The organism is Streptomyces longisporoflavus (genome assembly GCF_014649775.1).
Taxonomy (GTDB): Bacteria; Actinomycetota; Actinomycetes; order Streptomycetales; family Streptomycetaceae; genus Streptomyces; species Streptomyces longisporoflavus.
In genome coordinates, this window is the sequence record NZ_BMTR01000004.1 from 499,290 (window position 1) to 519,954 (window position 20,665).

General features: G+C 71.4%; 19 protein-coding genes and 2 pseudogenes. 9 read left to right on the plus strand and 12 right to left on the minus strand.

Annotation, left to right across the window (positions count from 1 at the left end; all coding sequences use genetic code 11):
* Nucleotides 1-10: 10 nt before the first annotated feature.
* Complete coding sequence (locus IE226_RS11260; RefSeq protein WP_229870775.1) at nucleotides 11-760, minus strand: GntR family transcriptional regulator; 750 nt, start codon at nucleotides 758-760, stop codon at nucleotides 11-13.
* 127 nt (nucleotides 761-887) lie between these two features.
* Here IE226_RS11260 and IE226_RS11265 point away from each other — a divergent pair, with 127 nt between their 5' ends.
* Nucleotides 888-1,907, plus strand: coding sequence for a Gfo/Idh/MocA family protein (locus IE226_RS11265; RefSeq protein WP_190080932.1), 1,020 nt, complete (start codon nucleotides 888-890; stop codon nucleotides 1,905-1,907).
* 349 nt (nucleotides 1,908-2,256) lie between these two features.
* Here IE226_RS11265 and IE226_RS11270 read toward each other — a convergent pair whose 3' ends face one another.
* Nucleotides 2,257-2,928 carry a response regulator gene (locus IE226_RS11270; protein WP_190080933.1) on the minus strand — a complete coding sequence of 224 codons (672 nt, stop codon included), beginning with the start codon at nucleotides 2,926-2,928 and terminating at the stop codon, nucleotides 2,257-2,259.
* 127 nt (nucleotides 2,929-3,055) lie between these two features.
* A complete protein-coding gene (locus IE226_RS11275) occupies nucleotides 3,056-4,408 on the minus strand; it encodes a sensor histidine kinase (protein ID WP_190080934.1) in 1,353 nt (450 codons plus the stop codon).
* 158 nt (nucleotides 4,409-4,566) lie between these two features.
* Between IE226_RS11275 and IE226_RS11280 the strand changes: the two genes are divergently transcribed.
* On the plus strand, nucleotides 4,567-4,782 hold the full coding sequence (locus IE226_RS11280) for a hypothetical protein (protein WP_190080935.1): 216 nt from the start codon (nucleotides 4,567-4,569) through the stop codon (nucleotides 4,780-4,782).
* A gap of 22 nt (nucleotides 4,783-4,804) precedes the next feature.
* Here the strand turns inward: IE226_RS11280 and IE226_RS11285 are convergent, their stop codons facing one another.
* From IE226_RS11285 to IE226_RS11295, 3 genes are all read right to left on the minus strand, one after another.
* Nucleotides 4,805-5,251 carry a guanyl-specific ribonuclease gene (locus tag IE226_RS11285; RefSeq protein ID WP_190080936.1) on the minus strand — a complete coding sequence of 149 codons (447 nt, stop codon included), beginning with the start codon at nucleotides 5,249-5,251 and terminating at the stop codon, nucleotides 4,805-4,807.
* 139 nt (nucleotides 5,252-5,390) lie between these two features.
* A complete protein-coding gene (locus tag IE226_RS11290; RefSeq protein ID WP_190080937.1) occupies nucleotides 5,391-5,783 on the minus strand; it encodes a hypothetical protein in 393 nt (130 codons plus the stop codon).
* Between the two features lie 76 nt (nucleotides 5,784-5,859).
* Entirely contained in the window at nucleotides 5,860-6,765 is a 906-nt protein-coding gene (locus IE226_RS11295; RefSeq protein ID WP_190080938.1) for a DMT family transporter, read from the minus strand.
* Nucleotides 6,766-6,962: 197 nt separating this feature from the next.
* Between IE226_RS11295 and IE226_RS11300 the strand changes: the two genes are divergently transcribed.
* Complete coding sequence (locus tag IE226_RS11300) at nucleotides 6,963-7,703, plus strand: SDR family NAD(P)-dependent oxidoreductase (RefSeq protein ID WP_190080939.1); 741 nt, start codon at nucleotides 6,963-6,965, stop codon at nucleotides 7,701-7,703.
* A 117-nt stretch (nucleotides 7,704-7,820) separates the two neighbouring features.
* Here the strand turns inward: IE226_RS11300 and alc are convergent, their stop codons facing one another.
* Together alc and allB are read right to left on the minus strand one after the other, a co-directional pair.
* Nucleotides 7,821-8,936, minus strand: coding sequence for an allantoicase (gene alc / locus IE226_RS11305; protein ID WP_190080940.1), 1,116 nt, complete (start codon nucleotides 8,934-8,936; stop codon nucleotides 7,821-7,823).
* A gap of 5 nt (nucleotides 8,937-8,941) precedes the next feature.
* A complete protein-coding gene (gene allB / locus IE226_RS11310) occupies nucleotides 8,942-10,276 on the minus strand; it encodes an allantoinase AllB (protein ID WP_190080941.1) in 1,335 nt (444 codons plus the stop codon).
* Nucleotides 10,277-10,681: 405 nt separating this feature from the next.
* On the opposite strand from allB, the gene IE226_RS11315 reads away from it, so the two are divergent.
* Nucleotides 10,682-11,497: an IclR family transcriptional regulator gene (locus IE226_RS11315; RefSeq protein WP_190080942.1), complete on the plus strand. Its 816-nt coding sequence runs from the start codon at nucleotides 10,682-10,684 to the stop codon at nucleotides 11,495-11,497.
* Between the two features lie 138 nt (nucleotides 11,498-11,635).
* Here the strand turns inward: IE226_RS11315 and IE226_RS11320 are convergent.
* Nucleotides 11,636-11,767 (minus strand): annotated as a pseudogene (locus IE226_RS11320) (LuxR C-terminal-related transcriptional regulator); the annotation flags it as partial.
* A 667-nt stretch (nucleotides 11,768-12,434) separates the two neighbouring features.
* Between IE226_RS11320 and IE226_RS11325 the strand changes: the two are divergent.
* Nucleotides 12,435-12,944: pseudogene (locus IE226_RS11325) on the plus strand (ABC transporter ATP-binding protein); the annotation flags it as partial.
* 292 nt (nucleotides 12,945-13,236) lie between these two features.
* Here the strand turns inward: IE226_RS11325 and IE226_RS11330 are convergent.
* Entirely contained in the window at nucleotides 13,237-13,557 is a 321-nt protein-coding gene (locus IE226_RS11330; protein ID WP_190080944.1) for a DUF5955 family protein, read from the minus strand.
* Between the two features lie 218 nt (nucleotides 13,558-13,775).
* On the opposite strand from IE226_RS11330, the gene IE226_RS11335 reads away from it, so the two are divergent.
* Both IE226_RS11335 and aceB read left to right on the plus strand, forming a co-directional pair.
* Nucleotides 13,776-14,411, plus strand: coding sequence for a nucleotidyltransferase family protein (locus tag IE226_RS11335; protein ID WP_190080945.1), 636 nt, complete (start codon nucleotides 13,776-13,778; stop codon nucleotides 14,409-14,411).
* A gap of 225 nt (nucleotides 14,412-14,636) precedes the next feature.
* Nucleotides 14,637-16,256 carry a malate synthase A gene (aceB, locus tag IE226_RS11340; RefSeq protein WP_190080946.1) on the plus strand — a complete coding sequence of 540 codons (1,620 nt, stop codon included), beginning with the start codon at nucleotides 14,637-14,639 and terminating at the stop codon, nucleotides 16,254-16,256.
* Nucleotides 16,257-16,391: 135 nt separating this feature from the next.
* Here aceB and IE226_RS11345 read toward each other — a convergent pair whose 3' ends face one another.
* A complete protein-coding gene (locus IE226_RS11345) occupies nucleotides 16,392-17,297 on the minus strand; it encodes a HipA family kinase (RefSeq protein ID WP_190080947.1) in 906 nt (301 codons plus the stop codon).
* Between the two features lie 52 nt (nucleotides 17,298-17,349).
* Nucleotides 17,350-17,994, minus strand: coding sequence for a winged helix-turn-helix transcriptional regulator (locus IE226_RS11350; RefSeq protein WP_190081018.1), 645 nt, complete (start codon nucleotides 17,992-17,994; stop codon nucleotides 17,350-17,352).
* A 93-nt stretch (nucleotides 17,995-18,087) separates the two neighbouring features.
* Here IE226_RS11350 and IE226_RS11355 point away from each other — a divergent pair, with 93 nt between their 5' ends.
* The gene (locus IE226_RS11355; RefSeq protein WP_190080948.1) at nucleotides 18,088-19,299 is read left to right on the plus strand and encodes a pyridoxal phosphate-dependent aminotransferase; all 1,212 of its coding nucleotides are present in this window, start codon (nucleotides 18,088-18,090) and stop codon (nucleotides 19,297-19,299) included.
* Nucleotides 19,300-19,392: 93 nt separating this feature from the next.
* Nucleotides 19,393-20,619 carry an FAD-dependent monooxygenase gene (locus IE226_RS11360; RefSeq protein WP_190081019.1) on the plus strand — a complete coding sequence of 409 codons (1,227 nt, stop codon included), beginning with the start codon at nucleotides 19,393-19,395 and terminating at the stop codon, nucleotides 20,617-20,619.
* The last annotated feature ends 46 nt before the right edge of the window (nucleotides 20,620-20,665 follow it).

Below are 20,665 nucleotides of genomic sequence, written 5' to 3' on the forward strand. Positions count from 1 at the left end.
GCGCGCCGCCCTACGGTCGTACGAGGAGCTGGAACTCGAAGGAGTAGCGCGAGGCCCGGTAGATGTGCGAGCCGAACTCGACGGCGCGACCCGTGTCGTCGAAGGTCGTGCGCTGCATCGTGAGCAGCGGGGCGCCCGCCGGCTCGCCGAGCCGCTCTGACTCATCGGCGGTGGCGGCGCGGGCGCCGACGGATTGGCGCGCGCTGTGCAGGGTGATGCTCGCGGCCCGCATCAGGCGGTAGAGGCCGGTGGCCTCCAGGCGCGGGGTCTCCAGGTCGAGCAGCCCGGACGGCAGGCGGTTGCGGAGGTACGCCATGGGCTCGCCGTGCGCCAGGCGGAGCCGCTCGACGAGATGCACCTCGTCGCCCTCCGCGACGCCGAGCGCGGCGGCAACCTCCGCGGAGGCGGGCTCGACGGTGTTGCGCAGCACGCGCGTCTCGGGGCGCTGGCCCGCCGCCTCCAGATCGTCGTAGAGACTGCTGAGCTCCAGAGGCCGCTTGACCTGGCTGTGCACGACCTGCGTCCCGACACCCCTGCGGCGCACGAGAAGGCCCTTGTCGACGAGCGACTGGATGGCCTGCCGGACGGTGGGCCGCGACAACCCGAGCCGCCCCGCCAACTCGATCTCATTGCCGAGCAGCGTCCCCGGCGTCAGAGCACCCCGCTCGATCGCCGCCTCCAGCTGCTGGGACAGCTGGAAGTACAGCGGAACCGGACTGCTGCGGTCGACACCGAGCTGAAGCGAGACGGTCGGGTCCACGGCTGGTTTGGCGACAGATTTGGGCACGTGGCGAGCGTAGCCGCAGGGAATGATGACGGGAAGTTCTGAAGTTCTGTTGTCCGGACAAAGGATTGACAGGACCGTGGGGCGTGGCGAGGGTGGGGGGATGCGCATCGGACTCATCGGGACCGGCCGTATCGGCACATTTCACTCGACGGCTCTTCAGCGGCACCCCGAGGTGCACGCGCTGATCGTCGCCGACGCCGACGTCGGGCGCGCGGCCGGGCTCGCGGCGCGGATCGGGGCGGCCTCGGCGGCCGCGGTGGACGACGTCTTCACGGGGAGCGGCCGGTCGGGTCCGGTGGACGCGGTGGTGATCACGGCGGCGACCTCCGCGCACGCCGAGCTGATCGGCAAGGCCGCGCGGGCGGGGCTGCCGGTCTTCTGCGAGAAGCCCATCGCCCTCGATCTGCCGGGCACGCTCGCCGCGCTCGGGGAGGTCGAAGCGGCGGGCACGGTGCTCCAGCTGGGGTTCCAGCGGCGCTTCGACGCGGGGTATGCGGCGGCGCGCGAGGCCGTGCGGTCGGGGCGGCTCGGGCGGCTGCACACGGTCCGCGCGATGACCTCCGACCCCGCGCCGCCCCCGGCCGCGTATCTCCCGCTCTCCGGCGGCCTCTACCGCGACTGCCTGGTCCACGACTTCGACATGGTGCGCTGGGTGACGGGGCGCGAGGTCACCGAGGTGTACGCCACCGGATCGGACGCCGGCCCCGCGATGTTCCGCGAGGCGGACGACGTCGACACGGCCGCGGCGGTCCTCACCCTGGACGACGGCACGCTCGTCACGGCGACGGCCACGCGGTGCAACGGCGCGGGCTATGACGTACGGATGGAACTGGCCGGCGAGGACGATCAGATCGCCGTCGGCTTCGACGACCGCACACCCCTGTCGTCCGTGGAGCCCTCGGGCTCGCCACCCCCCGACAAGCCCTGGCCCGGCTTCCTGGAACGGTTCGCCCCCGCGTACGAGGCGGAGCTGGCGGCGTTCGTCGACGTCGTACGCGGCGAACGCAGCAACCCCTGCGACGGCCGGGAGGCCCTCCAGGCACTGCGCATCGCCGAGGCCTGCGAACTCTCACGCCGGGAACGGCGTTCGGTGCGGGTGGCGGAGATCGCCGGGGGGTGAGCTGCGGGGCCAGAGGGTTGAGCTGCGGGCCCAGGGGGCTGAGCTGCGGGCCCAGGGGCGGCTCCGTCCCCGGCCGGATCCTGTCCGGATCCCGTACGGATGCCGTCCGGATGCCGTCCGGATCCCGTCCAGTAGATCCGCGGCGTATGCGGCCCGTTGCCGCGGCCCGGCTGCATCTCCCGGCCCGGGACGACGGCCACCCACGCCCGTCCCGCAAGCCGACGCCGGTCGGCATGCCGCCCGCTGCTCGGCGTCGCGGCCAGGCCCCGGCCCGGTACCGGAACCACGTGCAGCCCGACCCCCGCTCCAGGCCCCCCGGCCTCCCCCCGGCCCTCGGCCCGAAAGCGGGCTACTCCACCCCGTCCAGCAACCCCGCGTCATGCGCCAACAGGGCGATCTGGACCCGGTTGTTGAGGTCCAGCTTCGTCAGGATGCGGGAGACGTGGGCCTTTACCGTGGCTACGCTCAAGTACAGCTCCGCGGCGATGTCCGCGTTCGACGCGCCGCGGCCGACCGCGATCGCCACCTCCCTCTCCCGCTCGCCGAGCAGCGCAAGCCGCTCCAACGCCCGTTCGCTGCGGCCCTGTTGGCGGTCCACGCCCGTCACCCGGGTGATCAGCTGCTGCGTCACCGTCGGGGAGAGCACCGGGTCGCCCGCCGCGACCGCTCGTACCGCGGCGACGATCTCGGCGGGCGGGGTGTCCTTGAGGACGAACCCGGCCGCCCCGGCACGCAAAGCCCGCAGCACCTGTTCGTCGGCGTGGAAGGTCGTGAGAACGATGACCTCGGGGGCGTCGGGGCGCTTGCGCAGAGCCTCCGTCGCCGCGAGGCCGTCCATCATGGGCATGCGGATGTCCATCAGGACCACGTCGGGGCGCAGCTCGGCGACCAGCGGGGCCACGTGGGAGCCGTCCGCCGCCTCGCCGACGATCTCGATGTCCTCCGCGCCGCCCATCATGAAGGAAAGACCGGCGCGGACCAGCGGGTCGTCGTCGACGAGAAGCACGCGGATCGGGTTCATGGGACCACAGTAACGAGAGCCGGCGGACGGCCGATCACGACAGCCGGCCGGAGCGCGGGCGGGACCGGAGCAGCGCGGAACGTCTCGGCGGCGGCCCTCCGTACGGCCTCAAGGGCCCTTCCCGCGCTCACAGTTCACCGCCGCGGCCGGACGGCACGTCCCACGGCAGCCACGCCTCGACGCGGAAGCCGCCGTCCTCCGCGGCCCCGTGCTCGATGCGGCCCCCCGCGAGCGTCGCCCGCTCCGTGAGGCCGATGAGGCCCTGGCCGGAACCGGGGACCTCGGGCACGTCGCCGGGCGGGGGCGGATTGCGTACCGACAGGGTGAGTCCTTCGCCGGGTGCGCCGGACACCCGGACGGTCACCTCGGCCCCCGGCGCGTGCTTACGGGCATTGGTCAGGCCCTCCTGGGCGATGCGATAGGCGGTGCGGCCGACGGCGGCGGGCACGGTGGCCGGGTCGGCGACACCGAGGTCGAGCGCGACCTTCATGCCCGCGTCGCGGGACTCGGCGGCCAGGGTCTCCAGTGCGGCGAGGGTCGGCTGCGGGCGGCCCGACGCCTCCCCGTCACCGGCACCAACACCTCCGACAGCACCACCGCCACCGCCACGCAGAACGCCGATCACCTCGCGCAGATCCTGCAACGCTTCGTGCGAGCTCTCCCGGATGACACCGGCCGCCCTGACGATCTCCTCGCGGGGCGCGTCCGGACGGAACTCCAGGGCGCCGGCGTGCACGCTGAGCAGGGTGAGGCGGTGGGCGAGCACATCGTGCATCTCACGGGCGATGGACTCACGGGCCAGCCGCTGGGCCTGCTCGGCACGGAGCGCCGCCTCGTTCTCGGCCCGGATCGCGCGGTCGCGCAGGCTCAGCAGGAGCTGGCGGCGCGAGCGCACGAACATGCCCCAGCCGATGACGGAGGCATTGACCAGCACGCCGATCACGACGGCGACCAGGTACGGCATCTCGGCGTCGGGCCGCATCCAGTAGACGAACGGCATCGAGGCGATCGACAGGCCGCCGATCCAGCCGACGTACCGGAAGGGGCGGTGCACCGCCAGGGTGAACAAGGCGACCGCGGCAGCGCCGCCCGCGGTGTCGGAGAGCACGGCGACCGGCAGCATGGCCACGGCGAGGCCGACGGGCCAGCGCCGGCGCAGCCAGACGGCGGCACAGGCGAGCGCGCCGATGACCTGGTCGGCCTCGGCGAAGCCGGGCGAGATGTTCGGGTTGCGGCCGACCGCGTCCGCGCCCACCATGCCGATGACCACGGCCGAGAAGAAGCAGGCGAAGTCGACCAGCCAGTCGCGCACGGTCCGCCGGGGCCCGCGCCCGCGCCTGCCCTTGCCCGGCGCGCGATCGGGGTCGAATTCGGCGGCGAGGGCCGAGGGCAGCCCCCATGGACGCCCGGCCGAAACGGCGGGCGGCGCCGACGGGGCCGGGGTCCTGGAAGGCACCGACGTGGGCTCATTGCCGCTCATGGTCGACAAATCTACGCACCGCGGAGGACATCGGCCGCCCTCCGGACATGATCGCCTACCAAAGTCGCGCGACCCGCGACTTTGGTAGAGGGCCGGAGGAAGAAGCCTCGCCCCGTGGCCGATGTGCGTGGGGAGTCCACGGGGCGAGGCTCTTCGGCATGAGGCAGGTACTACAGGTGCTAGAGGTCTTCGGCGTCCTTCTCCTGATCCAGGGCGTGGTAGCCGTGGTGCACGAGCTGACCGGCCGGCTGCGCGGCTGGGGCATCGTGCGGCGGATCGGGTTCCTCGACGGCTACGAGATCTACGCGGGCGTCACGCTGATCGTGCTCGCGCTCGCGCTGTTCGCCGTCGCGGAGAGCCAAAGGGCCCGCTAGTACCGCCGTGCGACAGAAGGGCTCAGCAGGCGTAGTCGACCAGGTCGAAGGACTCGTAGTGATCGGCGGTGTAGTAGTCCTCCTGGTTCTCCTCACCGGTCACGATGCGGCGCGCGCCACGGTCCGGTGAGCCCGGCGTCACCACGGTGTACTCGTGGTAGTAGCCGGAGCCCTGAGAGGGCAGGATGCCTTCCCTGTTCTGGAAGACGGTGCCGTCCTGCGGATACGGGTAGGGGCCGCCCGCCTCGATCAGGTCCAGGGTGTCGTGCGCTTGGTCGGGCAGCTTGGAGTAGCAGATGTCACCGACGGCAGCGACGGCGGCGACGGAAGAGACCGAAGTCGCGGAGTATGCCGTCGAGTTGGGGGCGTGGTGGTCGGAGACCGCGCTCGCGGATGCGGCTACGGGGCCGCCGACGAGCAGGGCGGCGGCGAGGGCGGTGATGCTTACGATTCGTGGGGGGATTCGCATGCGACCAGTGTGACGCGCGTAGAGGTTGTCGTGTCAACGCCAAGTGCAGGGAATTTTCCGTGAGTTAACCAAGCGCCCCCGGTCGGCCGCCGCCAGTTCCCGCAAGCCTCGCGAGTCCCGCGCGCCTCGCGGCGGCGCCTCAGTCCTCGTCGGCCTCGCGCTTCGCGGCGGCGATGCGGTGCTCCGCCATGTACTCACGCATGCGCAGGCTGGTGGCCCCGCTGGTGTAGAGCACCGCGCCGCCCACCGAGAGCGGCACCGAGAGCCCCAGCCAGCCCAGCATCTCGGGCCACCGGCGCTCCGCACGGCAGTCGTCCCATGAGGCCTCCGCCCAGGTCGGGTCCTCGTCCCCCTCGTAGAACAACATCGACTGGCACTTGCGGCTGCCGAAGTCCTCCCCCGCCTCGAACGGCGCCATCAGCTGGTACGCGAGCACGACCCAGATGATGCCCGCCACGAGGAGCAGCGCCCCGCCCCAGCCACGGCGCCGCTGCGCGCTCGTGGCGAAGTCCTGCTCGAAGTGCTCACTCATGGGCTCCCCCTGTACGACCGACCACGGCCCTCCGCACGGCCGGCCACGACCCCTGCTCGACCGACCACGGAACGTATCACCGCACCCCACGCCCCCAACTGGTCCCCACCAGAACCAGCACACCTCCCACCAGGCCCACCACACCGAGCCGCTCTCCGCCCACCGCGATCCCGACCGCGGCGGCCCACAGCGGCTCGGTGCCGAGCAGCAGGCTCACCCGCGAGGGCGAGGTCCTGCGCACCGCCCACATCTGTACGAAGAAGGCGAAGAGCGTGCAGAAGACGGAGAGGAAGAGCAGCCCGGCCCACTCGCCCGCACCGAAGTCGGCGGCGACGGACCAGGGCGAAGCCCCCGTACCCGCGGCGGCGAGCACCGCGAACACCGCCACCGCCGAGCCCAGTTGGACGGTCGTGAGCGACAGCGAGTCCGCGCCCTCGACCGCCTTGATCCGCGACATCGCCAGGACGTGCACCGTGCGCGCGAGGGCCGCCAGGAGGATCAGGCCGTCGCCCGCCGAGGGCCGGGTGAAGCCGCCGCCCTGGGTCAGGAGGATCACGCCGAGCACGGAGAGCCCGGCCGCGGCGAGGAAGGCACGCGGCGGCCTTTTCCGGGTCACGGCGGCCTCGGCGAGCGGCGTGAAGATCATGGTGAGGCTGATGATGAGGCCCGCGTTGGTCGCCGATGTGCGCACGACGCCGTACGTCTCCAGGAGGAAGATCCCGCTCAGGATCAGGCCGAGCACCGCCGCCCCGCGCCACTGCGGCGCGGTCAGGGCGCGCAGGCCGCGCCATCCGGCCACCACGAGCGCGGGCAGTACGACGGCGAACCGCAGCACCAGGACGGCGACGACCGTGTGCGTAGTCGTGATGCCCTTGGCCGCCAGATAACTGGCGCCCCAGACCATCGCCACGAGCAGGACGGGCAGATCGGTGAGCCAGGCGCGGCGCACTGCGGGCGCGGCGGGAGCGACGAGCGTCGACACGGGGCGCGGTCTCCAACGGATGCGGCGGTGTGGAGACTTCGGCGGCTCTCACGTGGGTCGATCACCGTATCCGGCCCGGATCACGCCGGGAAGGCGGTGTCCATTTCCCGCCAGCCACAAGGCTTCCCGCCCGCTTTCATTGAACCCGCAAGCACTTCTCAGGCATTGCTCATCTATCTACGCAAATGGAGTTCGGCATGTCTTCTCTCGTGAACAAGACCGCTCTGGTCACCGGCGGCAGCCGCGGCATCGGCGCGGCCATCGCACTGCGGCTCGCGCAGGAGGGTGCCGATGTGGCCATCACGTACGTCAACGGAGAGGCCGCCGCTCGTGAGGTCGTCGCCAAGATCGAGGCGGCGGGGCAGCGCGGCTTCGCCATCCGGGCCGACGCGGCGGACGCCGGTGACGCGGCGGGCGCGGTGGAGCGCGCGGCGGACGATCTGGGCCGCCTGGACATCCTGGTGAACAACGCGGGCATCGGGGTCCTCGGTCCGATCGGGGACCTGGCGCTCTCCGACGTCGACCGGGTGCTCGCCGTCAACGTACGTTCGGTCTTCCTGGCCTCGCAGGCGGCGGCCGGGAGGCTGGCCGACGGGGGCCGGATCATCTCCACCGGGTCGGGCCTGACGCGGTTCGCGGGCGGTCCCGGCGCGACGCTGTACGCGCTCAGCAAGGCGGCGCTCATCGGCATGACCAAGCCGCTGGCCCGCGAGCTGGCCGGGCGCGGGATCACCGTGAACGTCGTGCACCCGGGCTCGGTCGACACGGACATGAACCCGGCCGACGGCCCGTTCGCCGAGCCGCAGAAGGCGGCGACGGCGCTCGCCCGCTTCGGCACGGCCGACGAGGTGGCCTCGCTCGTCGCCTATCTGGCCGGAGATGACGCCGCGTTCATCACCGGCACGGAGCTGGTGGTCGACGGCGGGCACGGAGCCTGAGCCGCGCGGGCATGGTGATGGGGCGCACCGGGGCTGTCCACCCGGTGCGCCCCACGTTCTTCGGCGGGCCTCGGCCTTCAGTGGGCTTCGGCCTTCAGTGGGCCTCGGCTGTAACGGTCAGCCGCCGAGCTCCTGGTGACGCGCCGTCAGGCGGCTCGCGCCCGCTTCGGTCAGCGAACCGAAGAGGTGCAGGCGCGAGATGCCGCCGTCCGGGAAGATGTCGATGCGCACGTGCGTGCCGATCACCGGGGCGTCCAGGACGAAGCGGTGGTTGGTGTCGGGCTGCAGGCGGGTGCGGGGCAGCGCCTCGACCCACTCGCCGCTCTCCCCGTCACGGATCGAAAGAGCGGCCCAGCCGGCCGAGTTGCCCTTGAGGTAGGCCGTGTCGATCTCGACGGAGCGGATCTCGGACTGGGCCACCAGCTGGTAGCGGATCCAGTCGTTGCCGGTGTCGCGGCGGCGCCGCGTCTCCCAGCCGTCGTCCATCTTGCGGGAGCGGCCCGGCTGGATGGTGTTGGTGGCCGGGGAGTAGAAGCGGTCGGACGCGTCCTCGACCTGGCCGCCGTTCTCCAGGGCCACGACGTCGAACGTGCCGAGCGCCGCGAGCCACCTGGGGTCGGCGACGACCTCGCCGTAGACGCGCAGGCGCGCGATGCCGCCGTCCGGGTGCTGGTTGACGCGCAGGTGTGTGAAGCGCTGCTCCAGGTCGACGGTGAAGCCGTTGGCCGCGTGGCCGCCGACGGCCGTGCGCGGTACGAGGGTCGTCCACTTCACGTCGTCCGCGAGGAGCTCGTCGGGGGTCGGCGAACCGTCGATGCTCGTGCCCTCGACGGACACGGCCTGCGGGTAGTTTCCGCGGAAGTGTGCGGTGTCGATGACGATGCCGCGCACGACGCCGGGGGCGCCGAGGCGTACGAGCGCCCAGTCGTGGTCGTCCTCGGTCGGCCACGGGTGCTCGCCGGAGACACCGCGGCGGCGGCGGGTCTCCCAGCCGTCCATGACCTTGCCCTTGTGCCCGAAGTGCTCCGGGTCGAAGACGGCGGGGTGCGCGAGGAGGAGGTTCTCGCGCATCGCGAAGAACTCGTCGTTGGCGGCGATCACGCCGGCGCCGAGCTGCCGGTCCGCGAGGTTCGCGTACTGGGTGAAGGGGAAGTCGGCGGTGCGGTAGTCCGCGTACGGGTCGCCGCCGCCGTAGGGGCTCGCGTCGCCGGTGAAGGTCGGTATCGCCGTCACAGTGATCAGTTCTTCCTTTCCAGAAGTCGGCCTGCGGGTTCGCTGAACTCGCCGCCGTGCAGAATGCGTTCGCCGCGCAGCCAGGTGGACTTCACGACGCCGCTGAGGGTCTTGCCCGCGTACGCCGTGACCCGGTTCCGGTGCTGCAGCTCCGCGGGGTCCACGGTGAAGGTCTCGTCGGGCGCGAGGACCGCGAAGTCGGCGTCGCGGCCGGCCTCGATGGCGCCCTTCTGGTCGAGTCCGACCAGCTCGGAGGTGCGTGTCGACATCCAGCGCACCACGTCCTCGAGGCTGTGGCCGCGCTTGCGCGCCTCGGTCCAGATCGCGGGGAGGCTGAGCTGGAGCCCGGAGATGCCACCCCACGCGGTCGCGAAGTCGTCGGTCTTGAGGTCGGCGGTGGACGGAGAGTGGTCCGTCACGATGCAGTCGATGGTGCCGTCGGCGAGCGCGTCCCAGAGCAGGTCCTGGTTGGCGGCCTCGCGGATGGGCGGGCAGCACTTGAACTCGCTGGCGCCGTCCGGGACTTCCTCCGCGGTGAGCGTGAGGTAGTGCGGGCAGGTCTCGACGGTGAGCTTGACGCCCTCGCGCTTGGCGGCGGCGATCAGGGGCAGCGCGTTCGACGACGACAGGTGCAGTACGTGGACACGGGCGCCGAGCCGCTTGGCGAGCCCGATGAGGCCCTCGATCGCGGCGTCCTCGGAGACGCGCGGCCGGGTGTCCAGGTAGTCCGTGTACTTGGGGCCGCTCTTGTGCGGGGCCGCGTCGAGCTCGTGCGGGTCCTCGGCGTGCACGATGAGCAGGCCGCCGAATCCGGCGATCTCCGCCATGGACGCGGCCAGGCGGTCCTGGTCGAGGTGCGGGAACTCGTCCACGCCGGACGGCGAGAGGAAGCACTTGAAGCCGTAGACGCCGGCGTCGTGCAGGGGCTTGAGGTCGCCGACGTTGTCGGGCAGGGCACCGCCCCAGAAGCCGACGTCGATGTGCGCCTTGGTGCGGGCGACTTCCTGCTTCGTGCGCAGGTTGTCGACGGTGGTGGTCGGCGGCAGGGAGTTGAGCGGCATGTCGACGAGGGTGGTGATGCCGCCGGCGGCCGCGGCGCGGGTGGCGGTCCAGAAGCCCTCCCACTCCGTGCGCCCGGGGTCGTTCACATGGACATGTGTGTCGACGATCCCGGGCAGCAGGACGTCGTCACCCAGGTCTTCGATCCTGGCCCCCGCCGGTACGTCGGCGTCGTACGCCAGGACGCCCGCGATCTTCCCCCCGGAGACCGTGACGGAAGCCGCGCGGGTTCCCTCCGGGGTGATCACGCGAGTCGAGCGCAGCACCAGTTCTACGTCCACGTCCCCAACGCCCTCTCTTCGCTGTTGCTCGGCTGTTCGCCGGTCTGTTCGCCGTTGCCCGGCCGTTCGTTCTTTTCCGCTACACAGACCATTCGATTCCGCTAAACGGAATTCAACGTTCTGTTGAATGAGTCTTCACGGCCGACCGCGAGCCGTCAAGAGGCTCCCCGTCACACTCTGGACGTTTCCACAAAGTGGAATTAGAATTCCGCAAGACAGAACGTAGCTACGCACAATCGGGCCGTCAAACGATCACTGGGCGTGGCGGCGAAGAAGCGGACAAAGGGGCCCCGACCGGTCCCCCGCAGGCCCTGACCGGTAGGAACGCCGGGGCCGCCCAAGGACTCCGCCGGGAACCGCCCGGTAGGCTGCTGCCTTGCCCGTCAGCCCCGAAAGGACTGCGCCGTGCCGACGTCAAGCGCCAGCGACGCCTCCACCGAAGTCGCCGCCTCCAAGCCGACCGCCGCCAGCGGTGGTGTCCAGTCCCTCGAGCGCGCCTTCGACCTCCTCGAACGGATGGCGGACGCCGGAGGCGAGGTCGGCCTGAGCGAACTCTCCGCGAGCAGCGGCCTTCCGCTGCCCACGATCCACCGCCTGATGCGCACGCTGGTCGCCTGCGGCTACGTACGGCAGCAGCCCAACCGCCGCTATTCGCTCGGCCCGCGTCTGATCCGGCTCGGTGAATCGGCCTCGCGCCTCCTCGGCACCTGGGCGCGCCCCTACCTCGCGCGCCTGGTCGAGGAGACCGGCGAGACCGCGAACATGGCGCTGCTCGACGGGGACGAGATCGTCTACGTCGCGCAGGTGCCGTCCAAGCACTCCATGCGCATGTTCACCGAAGTGGGCCGCCGGGTCCTGCCCCACTCCACGGGCGTCGGCAAAGCGCTCCTCGCCCACACTCCGCCGGAGGAGGTGCGCGCGCTCCTCGCCCGCACGGGGATGCCCGCCGCCACGGAGAAGACGATCACCACGCCCGAGGGATTCCTCGCCGCCCTCGAGGAGGTCCGCGGCGCGGGCTACGCGGTCGACGACAACGAACAGGAGATCGGGGTGCGCTGCCTGGCGGTGTCGGTCCCCAACTCCCCCACGGCGGCGGCCATCTCGATCTCCGGCCCGGCGGGCCGCGTGACCGAGGCCGCGGTGGAGAAGATCGTGCCGGTACTCCAGGAGGTCGCGGTGGAGCTTTCCGCCGCGCTGGCCAGTTCGGGCTCCCCCGCGTAGGGCCCCTCCCGCCGGGCCCCTCCCACCAGGCCAGGCGCACCGCCGGCCACTGGCTTCGCCTCGCCGGGTTCGTCCGCGAGCGCCGGACGGGCTGGATCTCCAGCCCGTCCGGCGCTCGCGCCGTTCCAAGGCGTCCTGCTATCCCGCCCCGCCCCGGATCAGCCCCCGCGCCGTCGCCACGGCCACCGCCGCCGTCCGCGAATCCACGCCCAACTTCGCGTAGATATGCACCAGATGTGACTTTACGGTGGCCTGGCTCAGGAAGAGCCGAGCAGCCGGGCGAGACGGGCGAGCCGTGCAGCAGGAAACCGGCGATGGCGGCAGCGGCGGTCAGCGCGACGGCGGGCAGGGCCCAGCGCACGGGCAGCAGATGCAGTCGCAGGAAGTACAGGGGGAAGGCCGGCGACAGAACGAGCAGCACCGCCCAGCACACACCGAGCGCCACGAGCCACAGGGCGGCGGCACGTTGCGACCGGGCAACGGCAGGGCCGAGAGCACCCCCGGCGTAAACGCCTCCCATGACAAACACGACCGCCACCACAGCCCCGCCGCCCGCCCCACCGCCGACCAGCGCCCGCACGGCGACGAGCGCGAGCAGCCCGGCGAACAACGCGTGCAGGCAGAGGCGCAGGACGAGGGCTACGGGGGTGGTCCGGGAGGGGGCCGGGAAGTGTGCGGAGGGCCCCTGGACCACGGTCGGGGGCGCGGCGCGGCGAAGGGGCGCGGCCCGGTGCGGGGGCGGAGGCTCGGTGCGGGGGCGGAGGCTGGGTGAGGGTGGACATCGGACCATCCAGCGTAGGCGCGGCCGACCCCGCTTCCCTGTCATCTCCGCGCTCGTCATAGGAGCGTTCTTCACGGTGTGGACGATTCAGCGGGCCGGTGACATCGCCGTCCTCCACTCCGTATCTGCTCGGGGACGCTCTCGGGCAGACGGTGGGGTACGGAGACGGGGGCGCTGTCGGCCGCCGAGCGGGCGGAGTTGCGGCGGCGCAGGATGGGGATCGTCTTCCAGCAGCCGAATCTGCTCGCGTCCCTGACCGCGCTCGAACAGGTGGAGCTGATGGCCCGCATCGACGGGCACGGACGCTCGGCCAAGATCCGGGAGCGCGCGAGGGACCTGCTGGCCACGGTGGGCCTCGCCGACCTCGCCCATCGCCGCCCGCACCAACTCTCGGGCGGCCAACGCCAGCGGATCGGCATCGCCAGAGCCCTGATGAACACCCCCGCACTACTCCTGGTGGACGAGCCGACCAGCGCGCTGGATCACGAGCGGGGCGCGGCGGTACTGGATCTCCTGGGACAACTCACGCGGGAGCGTGGAACGGCAACGCTCCTGGTCACCCACGACCGGGCACGACTGACGGTCGCGGACAGGGTGGTGGAACTGGTGGACGGGAGGATGGGGGCCACGCCCACGCCGGGAAGCCCCAGCCAGTGCGGGGCGTGAGGTTCGCGCCGCAGGGCGCAGACGGAATCGGGGGCGTCTGGCGGAGGGGGTGGGTTTCAGTACGTCCGGCGCAGGTGCTGGATTCCCGTCCCGCAGGTGCTGGATTCCACCCCGACCGGCGCAGGCGGTGATTTTCAGCCCGTCCGGCGCAGGCGGTGGATTCCAGCCCGTCCGGCGTTTGAGGACGAACTCGGCGAAGCCGGTGATCAACGGCGCGCAAGACCCCGCAGGCCCAGCTCACACGCCTCGCAGCCCGTCCGGCGTTTCAGGACGAACCCGGCGGAGCCGGTGATCAACGCTGCTCAAGGCCAGGCGGCCCGAACAGCCCCACGGCACCCCGAACCGCCCCCAGCCCCGCGGCCAACGCGCTGACGGAACCGATCGCCCCCGCGACAAGGAGCAGCGACCGCCGCAACCTCCGCACCTCCGGCGCCCCGCTCAGCGCCATCGCGGCCAGTGCCGCCAGCTCTTCCTCGGCGATGCCCCGGTCGGGGAACTCGACCGGGTGCGCGGCGAGCTCACGGCGCAGCCGTGACACCGCGGTGCTCAGCTCCGCGACGCGCGGATCCTCTTCGCTGCCGGCCACTCGCCTCTGCTCCACACTCCGCAACACAGCTCTCCCCCTCGCACGACGTGGTGCGCACGTTCTCGTTCAGATCTTGCCGTCCCGCACGGCGTTGGTCAGACACCAGAGGGACGCGGGCCAGTAAACGCCACGGGAACCGGGACGCGCCACTTTGTGGCCGGAAGACACCACCCCGACCGCGCCCACTCGCGCTCGGCCCCGCCGCCTTTCCCGACCGGCGCGGCAGGGTGCGGTATGCAGGAGACATGACGAATCCGATGATCGCCGGACTCCTCCTCGCCGCGGGCGGCGGGCGACGCCTCGGTGGTCGGCCGAAAGCGCTTCTCGACCACCAGGGGCGGCCCCTCGTGGAGCACGCGGTCCGCGTACTGCGCGAGGGCGGCTGCACGCGCGTGCACGTGGTGCTCGGCGCGGACGCCGACGTCGTACGCGCGAAGGCCTCACTCCCCGGCTGCGTACTGATCGACAATCCGGACTGGTCCGAAGGGATGGGTTCGTCACTACGGGCCGGCCTCGCCTCCCTCCGCGACAACGAGGCCGAAGCCGACGCCGCGCTCGTCTCGCTCGTCGACCAGCCGGGCATCGGCCCGGAAGCGATCGCCCGCGTGTACGCCGCCCACCGCTCGCCCGCCACCCTCGCCGCCGCCGCGTACGACGGGGAGCGCGGGCACCCGGTGCTCTTCGGCGCCGACCACTGGCCGGGCATCGCCGCGAGTGCCGTCGGCGACCGCGGGGCACGCGCCTATCTGAAGGAACACGCGGGAGAAATCACACTCGTCGAGTGCGGGGACGTCGCCCGCGCGTACGACATCGACACACCCGCCGACCTGATCCACCTCGATCGAGCGAACCCCCGAATGAACCGAATGAACCAGGAGTGATCGGCATGGCACTCAGCGACACGTTCTGTCGATGAAGAGAATCTCGACATCAACAGACGATTGAACTTCCACTATGAGGAAACTAGTATCCACTGTTCAGAAGCACCCGTTCCCTCAAGTGGGGCCCACGGCCGTATCTCGGCTCCTGTGGCACTGAGTGTCACTGCGAAAGCCCGGCGGTCACCGCGCACCACCTGTGAAGCTCGCTGAAGGAAGTGACAGCTCATGTCCGCACCAGCGCAGTCCCCGCTGGCCATCGTCGACGCGGAGCCGCTGCCGCGGCAGGAGGAGGTCCTCACCGACGCGGCCCTCGCCTTTGTGGCCGAGCTGCACCGGCTCTTCACGCCCCGCCGTGACGAGCTCCTCAGCCGCCGCGCCGACCGTCGCGCCGAGATCGCAAGCACCTCGACGCTCGACTTCCTTCCCGAGACCGCGGCGATCCGCGCGGACGACTCCTGGAAGGTCGCACCGGCCCCGGCGGCCCTGAACGACCGCCGTGTCGAGATCACCGGACCGACCGACCGCAAGATGACCATCAACGCCCTGAACTCGGGCGCCAAGGTCTGGCTCGCGGACTTCGAGGACGCCTCGGCGCCCACCTGGGAGAACGTGGTCCTCGGCCAGCTCAATCTCACCGACGCCTACGAGCGCCGCATCGACTTCACGGACGAGCGCAGCGGCAAGTCGTACGCCCTCAAGGACGCCGGCGAGCTCGCCACCGTCGTCATGCGCCCGCGCGGCTGGCACCTGGACGAGCGCCACCTGCAGTTCGAGGGACAGCCGATCCCCGGCGCGCTGGTCGACTTCGGCCTGTACTTCTTCCACAACGCCAAGCGCCTCATCGAGCTCGGCAAGGGCCCGTACTTCTACCTTCCGAAGACGGAGTCGTACCTGGAGGCCCGCCTCTGGAACGACATTTTCGTCTTCGCGCAGGACTACATCGGCATCCCGCAGGGCACCGTTCGCGCCACGGTCCTCATCGAGACGATCACGGCCGCGTACGAGATGGAGGAGATCCTCTACGAGCTCCGCGACCACGCCTCGGGCCTGAACGCGGGCCGCTGGGACTACCTCTTCTCCATCGTCAAGAACTTCCGTGACGGCGGCTCGAAGTTCGTCCTGCCGGACCGCAACCTCGTGACGATGACGGCCCCCTTCATGCGGGCGTACACCGAACTCCTCGTCCGCACCTGCCACAAGCGCGGCGCGCACGCGATCGGCGGCATGGCCGCGTTCATTCCGTCCCGCAAGGACGCCGAGGTGAACAAGGTCGCGTTCGAGAAGGTCAAGAACGACAAGGACCGCGAGGCCGGCGACGGCTTCGACGGCTCCTGGGTCGCGCACCCAGACCTGGTCCCGATCGCGATGGAGTCGTTCGACGCGGTGCTCGGCGAGAAGCCCAACCAGAAGGACCGCCTGCGCGAGGACGTCAAGGTCGCGCCCGGCGATCTGATCGCCATCGACTCGCTCGACGCGAAGCCCACGTACGACGGCCTGGTCAACGCCGTCCAGGTCGGCATCCGCTACATCGAGGCGTGGCTGCGGGGCCTCGGCGCCGTCGCCATCTTCAACCTCATGGAGGACGCGGCCACCGCCGAGATTTCGCGCTCGCAGATCTGGCAGTGGATCAACGCGGGCGTCGTCTTCGAGAACGGCAGGACCGCCACCGCCGACCTCGCCCGTGAAGTCGCCGCCGCCGAACTGGAGGCGATCCGCGCCGAGATCGGCGAGGAGGCCTTCGCGGTCGGCAAGTGGCAGCAGGCCCACGACCTCCTCCTCCAGGTCTCCCTGGACGCGGACTACGCGGACTTCCTGACCCTCCCGGCGTACGAGCAGCTTCGCTGATTCCCGTAGCAGAGCACGACGAGGCCCCCGGCACCGCACAGCGCCGGGGGCTCAGTCGTGCCCCGTAAGGGGCGCGGGGCTGTGACATCGTGCGGCTCCGCCGCGTGGGCGCGACCAGCCCCATACGACCCGCGGCTAACCGATGTGCCGCGTCCAGTCCTGCTCAGCCGCAGGCTTCCCGTGCAGATCGGGCACCCGCTTCAACCAGGCGGGACGCCCCTTCTCGGTAGCCGCGGCACGCCGCGCGTCCGCCGCGGCCAGCTCACCCCGGCTGGGGAAGTCCACCGGCAGCCAGGCAGCGGAGGCCCGCGCGCGGGCCAGCAGAAAGTCGACGTACGCCTCCCGCACCTCGCCGGCCGACGAGAACCCCGGCTCATCCGCGAGCCACGCCTCAGGCACGAGCCCGGCGACCTCACGGAGCATCTCCTCGGTGACGAGGGGTGCAAGCTCCGCGTCGGCGGCCCGCGTGTCCGGCCCGTACCCGCCGAGCGCGTGATACCGGAAGTCGTACGCCTTGTCCGGCGCCGTCGCTCCCCACCGGTGGTGGAAGACGAGGGCCGCCCCGTGGTCGATGAGCCACAGCCTCGGCGGCCGGAAGCCGGACGCGGGCCAGATCATGAGGTTCGAGCTGTGCACCGTGCGGTCGACGTTCGCCGTGAGCGCGTCCAGCCACACCACCTTGCCCGCCTCAAGCGGGTCCACGTCCAGCGCCTCGGGCGTGAAGTCCACGGCGCCCGGCAGCAGGTCCATGCCCAGGTTGAGCCCGGCGCTGGCGTGCAGCAGGTCCTGCACCTCCTGGTGCGGCTCGTCCGCCGCGACCGCCGGGTCGAAGTGGACCAGGACGAGCTCCGGGAAGCGCAGGCCGAGACGGCGCGCGAGCTCGCCCACGATGATCTCCGCGACCAGCGCCTTGCGGCCCTGCGCCGACCCGGTGAACTTCACGACGTACGTCCCGAGGTCGTCGGTCTCGACGACGCCGGGCACCGAGCCCCCGGTCCGCAGCGGGTTCACATACCGGACAGCAGTCACTTCACGCAGCACACCGGCAACTGTATGCGGGCGGACGGTCCGACCACGATCCGGTTTCGCCGGGTCAGCCCGCGCGCAGGGCCTTCGCGAGGACGCCCTCGCCGGACACCTCGATCCGGCCCGCCCGCACCCCTTCGGCGACCGTCAGCACGCCCCGGCCCACCGCGACACACGCCTCCGCGTCGAGGACGAGGAGGGCGTCGGGGGTTTCGGGGGCGGGTCCGTCGCCGTACGACACGCCGTCGCCCCCTACGCGTACATGGAACTCCCCCTCGTCCAGACGCACCCCGACCACGCCCTCGGCCCCGAGCTCCGTCAGGCCCCGCAGCAGCGGGAGCGCGAACCAGTGGGCGCGGACCGCGTCCGTCGGGCCGCGCTCCTCCAGGGCGGGTGCGCCCCAGTCGGCCAGGGCCCGCAGGACCGGCAGCAACTCCCGTCCACGATCGGTCAGTTCGTAGACGTAGGCAGCGGAGGGCGGGGGCAGGCGGCGGCGCGTCGTGAGGCCTTCGCGCTCCATGTCCTTGAGCCTGGACGCCAGGACGTCCGTGCTCACGCCCGGCAGATCGGCGTGCAGGTCGGTGTAGCGGCGGGGGCCCGCCAGGAGCTCACGGACGATCAGCAGGGTCCAGCGGTCGCCCACGGCGTCGAGGGCACGGGCGGCCGCGCAGTACTGGTCATAGCTTCGGCGAGACCTGGGGGCAGGTGGCATGGGACCCATGCGGCACAGTCTATGCAAGTTGTTGGACTTTCCAAGCTCCAGCTTGGTAAAACCAAGTAACTCACGTCACGGGAGGCACAGCGCATGGAGTTCCGGCAGTCCAGCAAGCTCAGCGAGGTCTGTTACGAGATCCGGGGCCCGGTCATCGAGCACGCCAACGCCCTGGAGGAGGCGGGCCACAGCGTCCTGCGCCTGAACACCGGCAACCCCGCGCTCTTCGGCTTCGAGGCGCCCGAGGAGATCGTCCAGGACATGATCCGGATGCTCCCCCGGGCGCACGGCTACACGGACTCGCGCGGCGTCCTCTCGGCGCGCCGCGCCGTCGCCCAGCGCTACCAGGCGCTCGGCCTCGACGAGGTCTCCGTGGACGACGTCTTCCTCGGCAACGGCGTCTCCGAGCTGGTCACGATGGCCGTCCAGGCCCTCCTGGAGGACGGCGACGAAGTCCTCATCCCCTCCCCGGACTTCCCGCTGTGGACCGCCGTGACGACCCTCTCCGGAGGCAAGGCCGTCCACTACACGTGCGACGAGTCCGCGGACTGGTACCCCGATCTGGACGACATGGCCTCGAAGATCACCGACCGGACCAAGGCCGTCGTGATCATCAACCCGAACAACCCCACGGGCGCGGTGTATCCCAAGGAGATCCTGGAGGGCATCCTCGACCTCGCGCGCCGCCACGGCCTGATGGTCTTCGCCGACGAGATCTACGACCAGATCCTGTACGACGACGCGGTGCACCACAGCGTCGCCGCGCTCGCCCCCGACCTCGTCGTCCTGACCTTCTGCGGTCTGTCGAAGACGTACCGCGTCGCGGGCTTCCGGTCCGGCTGGCTGGTCGTCACCGGCCCGCAGCAGCACGCGAAGAGCTATCTGGAGGGCCTGACCATGCTCGCCTCCATGCGCCTGTGCCCGAACGCCCCCGCGCAGTACGCCATCCAGGCCGCGCTCGGCGGCCGGCAGTCCATCCGCGAGCTCACCGCGCCCGGCGGCCGGCTGCACGAGCAGCGCGACATGGCCTGGCGGAAGCTGAACGAGATCCCCGGCGTCTCCTGCGTGAAGCCGAAGGGCGCCCTCTACGCCTTCGCGCGCCTCGACCCCAAGGTCCACGCCATCCACGACGACGAGAAGTTCGTCCTCGACCTGCTCCTCCAGGAGAAGATCCAGGTCGTCCAGGGCACCGGCTTCAACTGGCCGCGCCCCGACCACTTCCGCATCCTGACCCTCCCTTACGCCGACGACCTCGACGCGGCGATCAGCCGCATCGGCCGCTTCCTCAGCGGATACCGCCAGTGACATCGCGGAGTCGGACTTCGAGCCGTTCTTCGCCGGTCGCGGTGTGTCACTGCGCTGACAGAGGGTCACTCCTGCTGCCAGGATGGCGCGATGATGCGTGGAGGCAGGGTCGCCGTCGTGGGCGGGAGCATCGCGGGATGCGCCGCCGCTCTCGCCGCCTACCGCGGGGGCGCCGACGAGATCACGGTGTACGAACGGGCCACGGGGCATCTCGCGGACCGCGGTGTCGGGCTCGCGGTGCACGACTCCCGGTACGCGGAGCTGGACTCCGCCGGGTATCTGGACGCGGACATGCCGTGGGTGCAGCTGGCGCGCCGACGCTGGTATGTGCGGGGCGGGCCGGCGTCGGGGCCGCTCGGGCACGAGATCGGGGTCATGCCGTTCCCCTTTCGTACGTACAACTGGGGCCCTCTGTGGCGTGAGTTGCGCGGGCGTGTGCCCGGGTTCGTGGTCTTCCGGCCGGGCGTGGCGGTGCAGGAGGTGCGGCCCGGCGCCGAGGACGCCGAGGTGGTCACCGCCGAAGGCACCGAGCGCGTCGACCTCGTGATCGGCGCCGACGGCTACCGCTCCGTGGTCCGCGACGCGGTGTTCCCCGCCGTGCGGCCCGCGTACGCCGGTTATCTCGCCTGGCGCGGCGCCTTCCCGGCCGACCGGCTCGCGGACCCGGAGCGATGGGCGCGGGAGGACTGCGCGTACGTCGTCTTCCCTCATGGGCACGTCATCATCTACCGCATCCCCGACGGCGTCGGCGGATACCGCGTCAACTGGATCCTGTACACGGCTCCCCCGGCGGATCCCGCCCCCGAACTCGGCCTCGACCTGCGGCTCGCCGCCCCGACCAGCCTGCCGCCCGGCGGACTCACGAAGGCCCTGTCGTCCCATCTGTCGTACGTGTGCGACGAGTTGCTGCCGCCCTACTGGGGCGACCTCGTCCGCGCGACCACCCCCGAGGAGCTCTTCCTCCAGCCGATGTACGACTTCACCGCGCCCCGCTACACCACGGGCCGCGTGCTCCTGATGGGCGACGCGGCCACCGTCGCCCGGCCGCACACCGGAGCGGGCGCGGTCAAGGCGCTGCAGGACGCGACGGTCCTGGAGTCCGCCTTCGCGACGGCCACGACCTGGCCGGACGCGCTCGACACGTATGACACCGACCGCACCGTGGCGGGGAGCGCGATGGTCGATCTCGGGCGCCGCCTCGGCCGCTCGCTCGTCGAGGACACGCCGCCCTGGGGGTCGATGGACCAGACGGCCCTCGAGACGTGGTGGAAACAGGCCGACGGGAGCGGGAGGTTCGGGGGCAGCGAGCTGAGACGGTGAAGCAGGCGCCGGGAGGGCGAGTGTCCATACCCACCTGCCGTTTTGG

What these genes read in the sequence shown, in the direction of transcription:
- IE226_RS11265 (WP_190080932.1), top strand. Translation starts at nt 888, where the DNA reads ATGCGCATCGGACTCATCGGGACCGGCCGTATCGGCACATTTCACTCG.
- IE226_RS11270 (WP_190080933.1), bottom strand. Translation starts at nt 2,928, where the DNA reads ATGAACCCGATCCGCGTGCTTCTCGTCGACGACGACCCGCTGGTCCGC.
- IE226_RS11275 (WP_190080934.1), bottom strand. Translation starts at nt 4,408, where the DNA reads ATGAGCGGCAATGAGCCCACGTCGGTGCCTTCCAGGACCCCGGCCCCG.
- IE226_RS11280 (WP_190080935.1), top strand. Translation starts at nt 4,567, where the DNA reads ATGAGGCAGGTACTACAGGTGCTAGAGGTCTTCGGCGTCCTTCTCCTG.
- IE226_RS11285 (WP_190080936.1), bottom strand. Translation starts at nt 5,251, where the DNA reads ATGCGAATCCCCCCACGAATCGTAAGCATCACCGCCCTCGCCGCCGCC.
- IE226_RS11290 (WP_190080937.1), bottom strand. Translation starts at nt 5,783, where the DNA reads ATGAGTGAGCACTTCGAGCAGGACTTCGCCACGAGCGCGCAGCGGCGC.
- IE226_RS11300 (WP_190080939.1), top strand. Translation starts at nt 6,963, where the DNA reads ATGTCTTCTCTCGTGAACAAGACCGCTCTGGTCACCGGCGGCAGCCGC.
- IE226_RS11335 (WP_190080945.1), top strand. Translation starts at nt 13,776, where the DNA reads ATGACGAATCCGATGATCGCCGGACTCCTCCTCGCCGCGGGCGGCGGG.
- aceB (WP_190080946.1), top strand. Translation starts at nt 14,637, where the DNA reads ATGTCCGCACCAGCGCAGTCCCCGCTGGCCATCGTCGACGCGGAGCCG.
- IE226_RS11350 (WP_190081018.1), bottom strand. Translation starts at nt 17,994, where the DNA reads ATGCCACCTGCCCCCAGGTCTCGCCGAAGCTATGACCAGTACTGCGCG.
- IE226_RS11355 (WP_190080948.1), top strand. Translation starts at nt 18,088, where the DNA reads ATGGAGTTCCGGCAGTCCAGCAAGCTCAGCGAGGTCTGTTACGAGATC.
- IE226_RS11360 (WP_190081019.1), top strand. Translation starts at nt 19,393, where the DNA reads ATGCGTGGAGGCAGGGTCGCCGTCGTGGGCGGGAGCATCGCGGGATGC.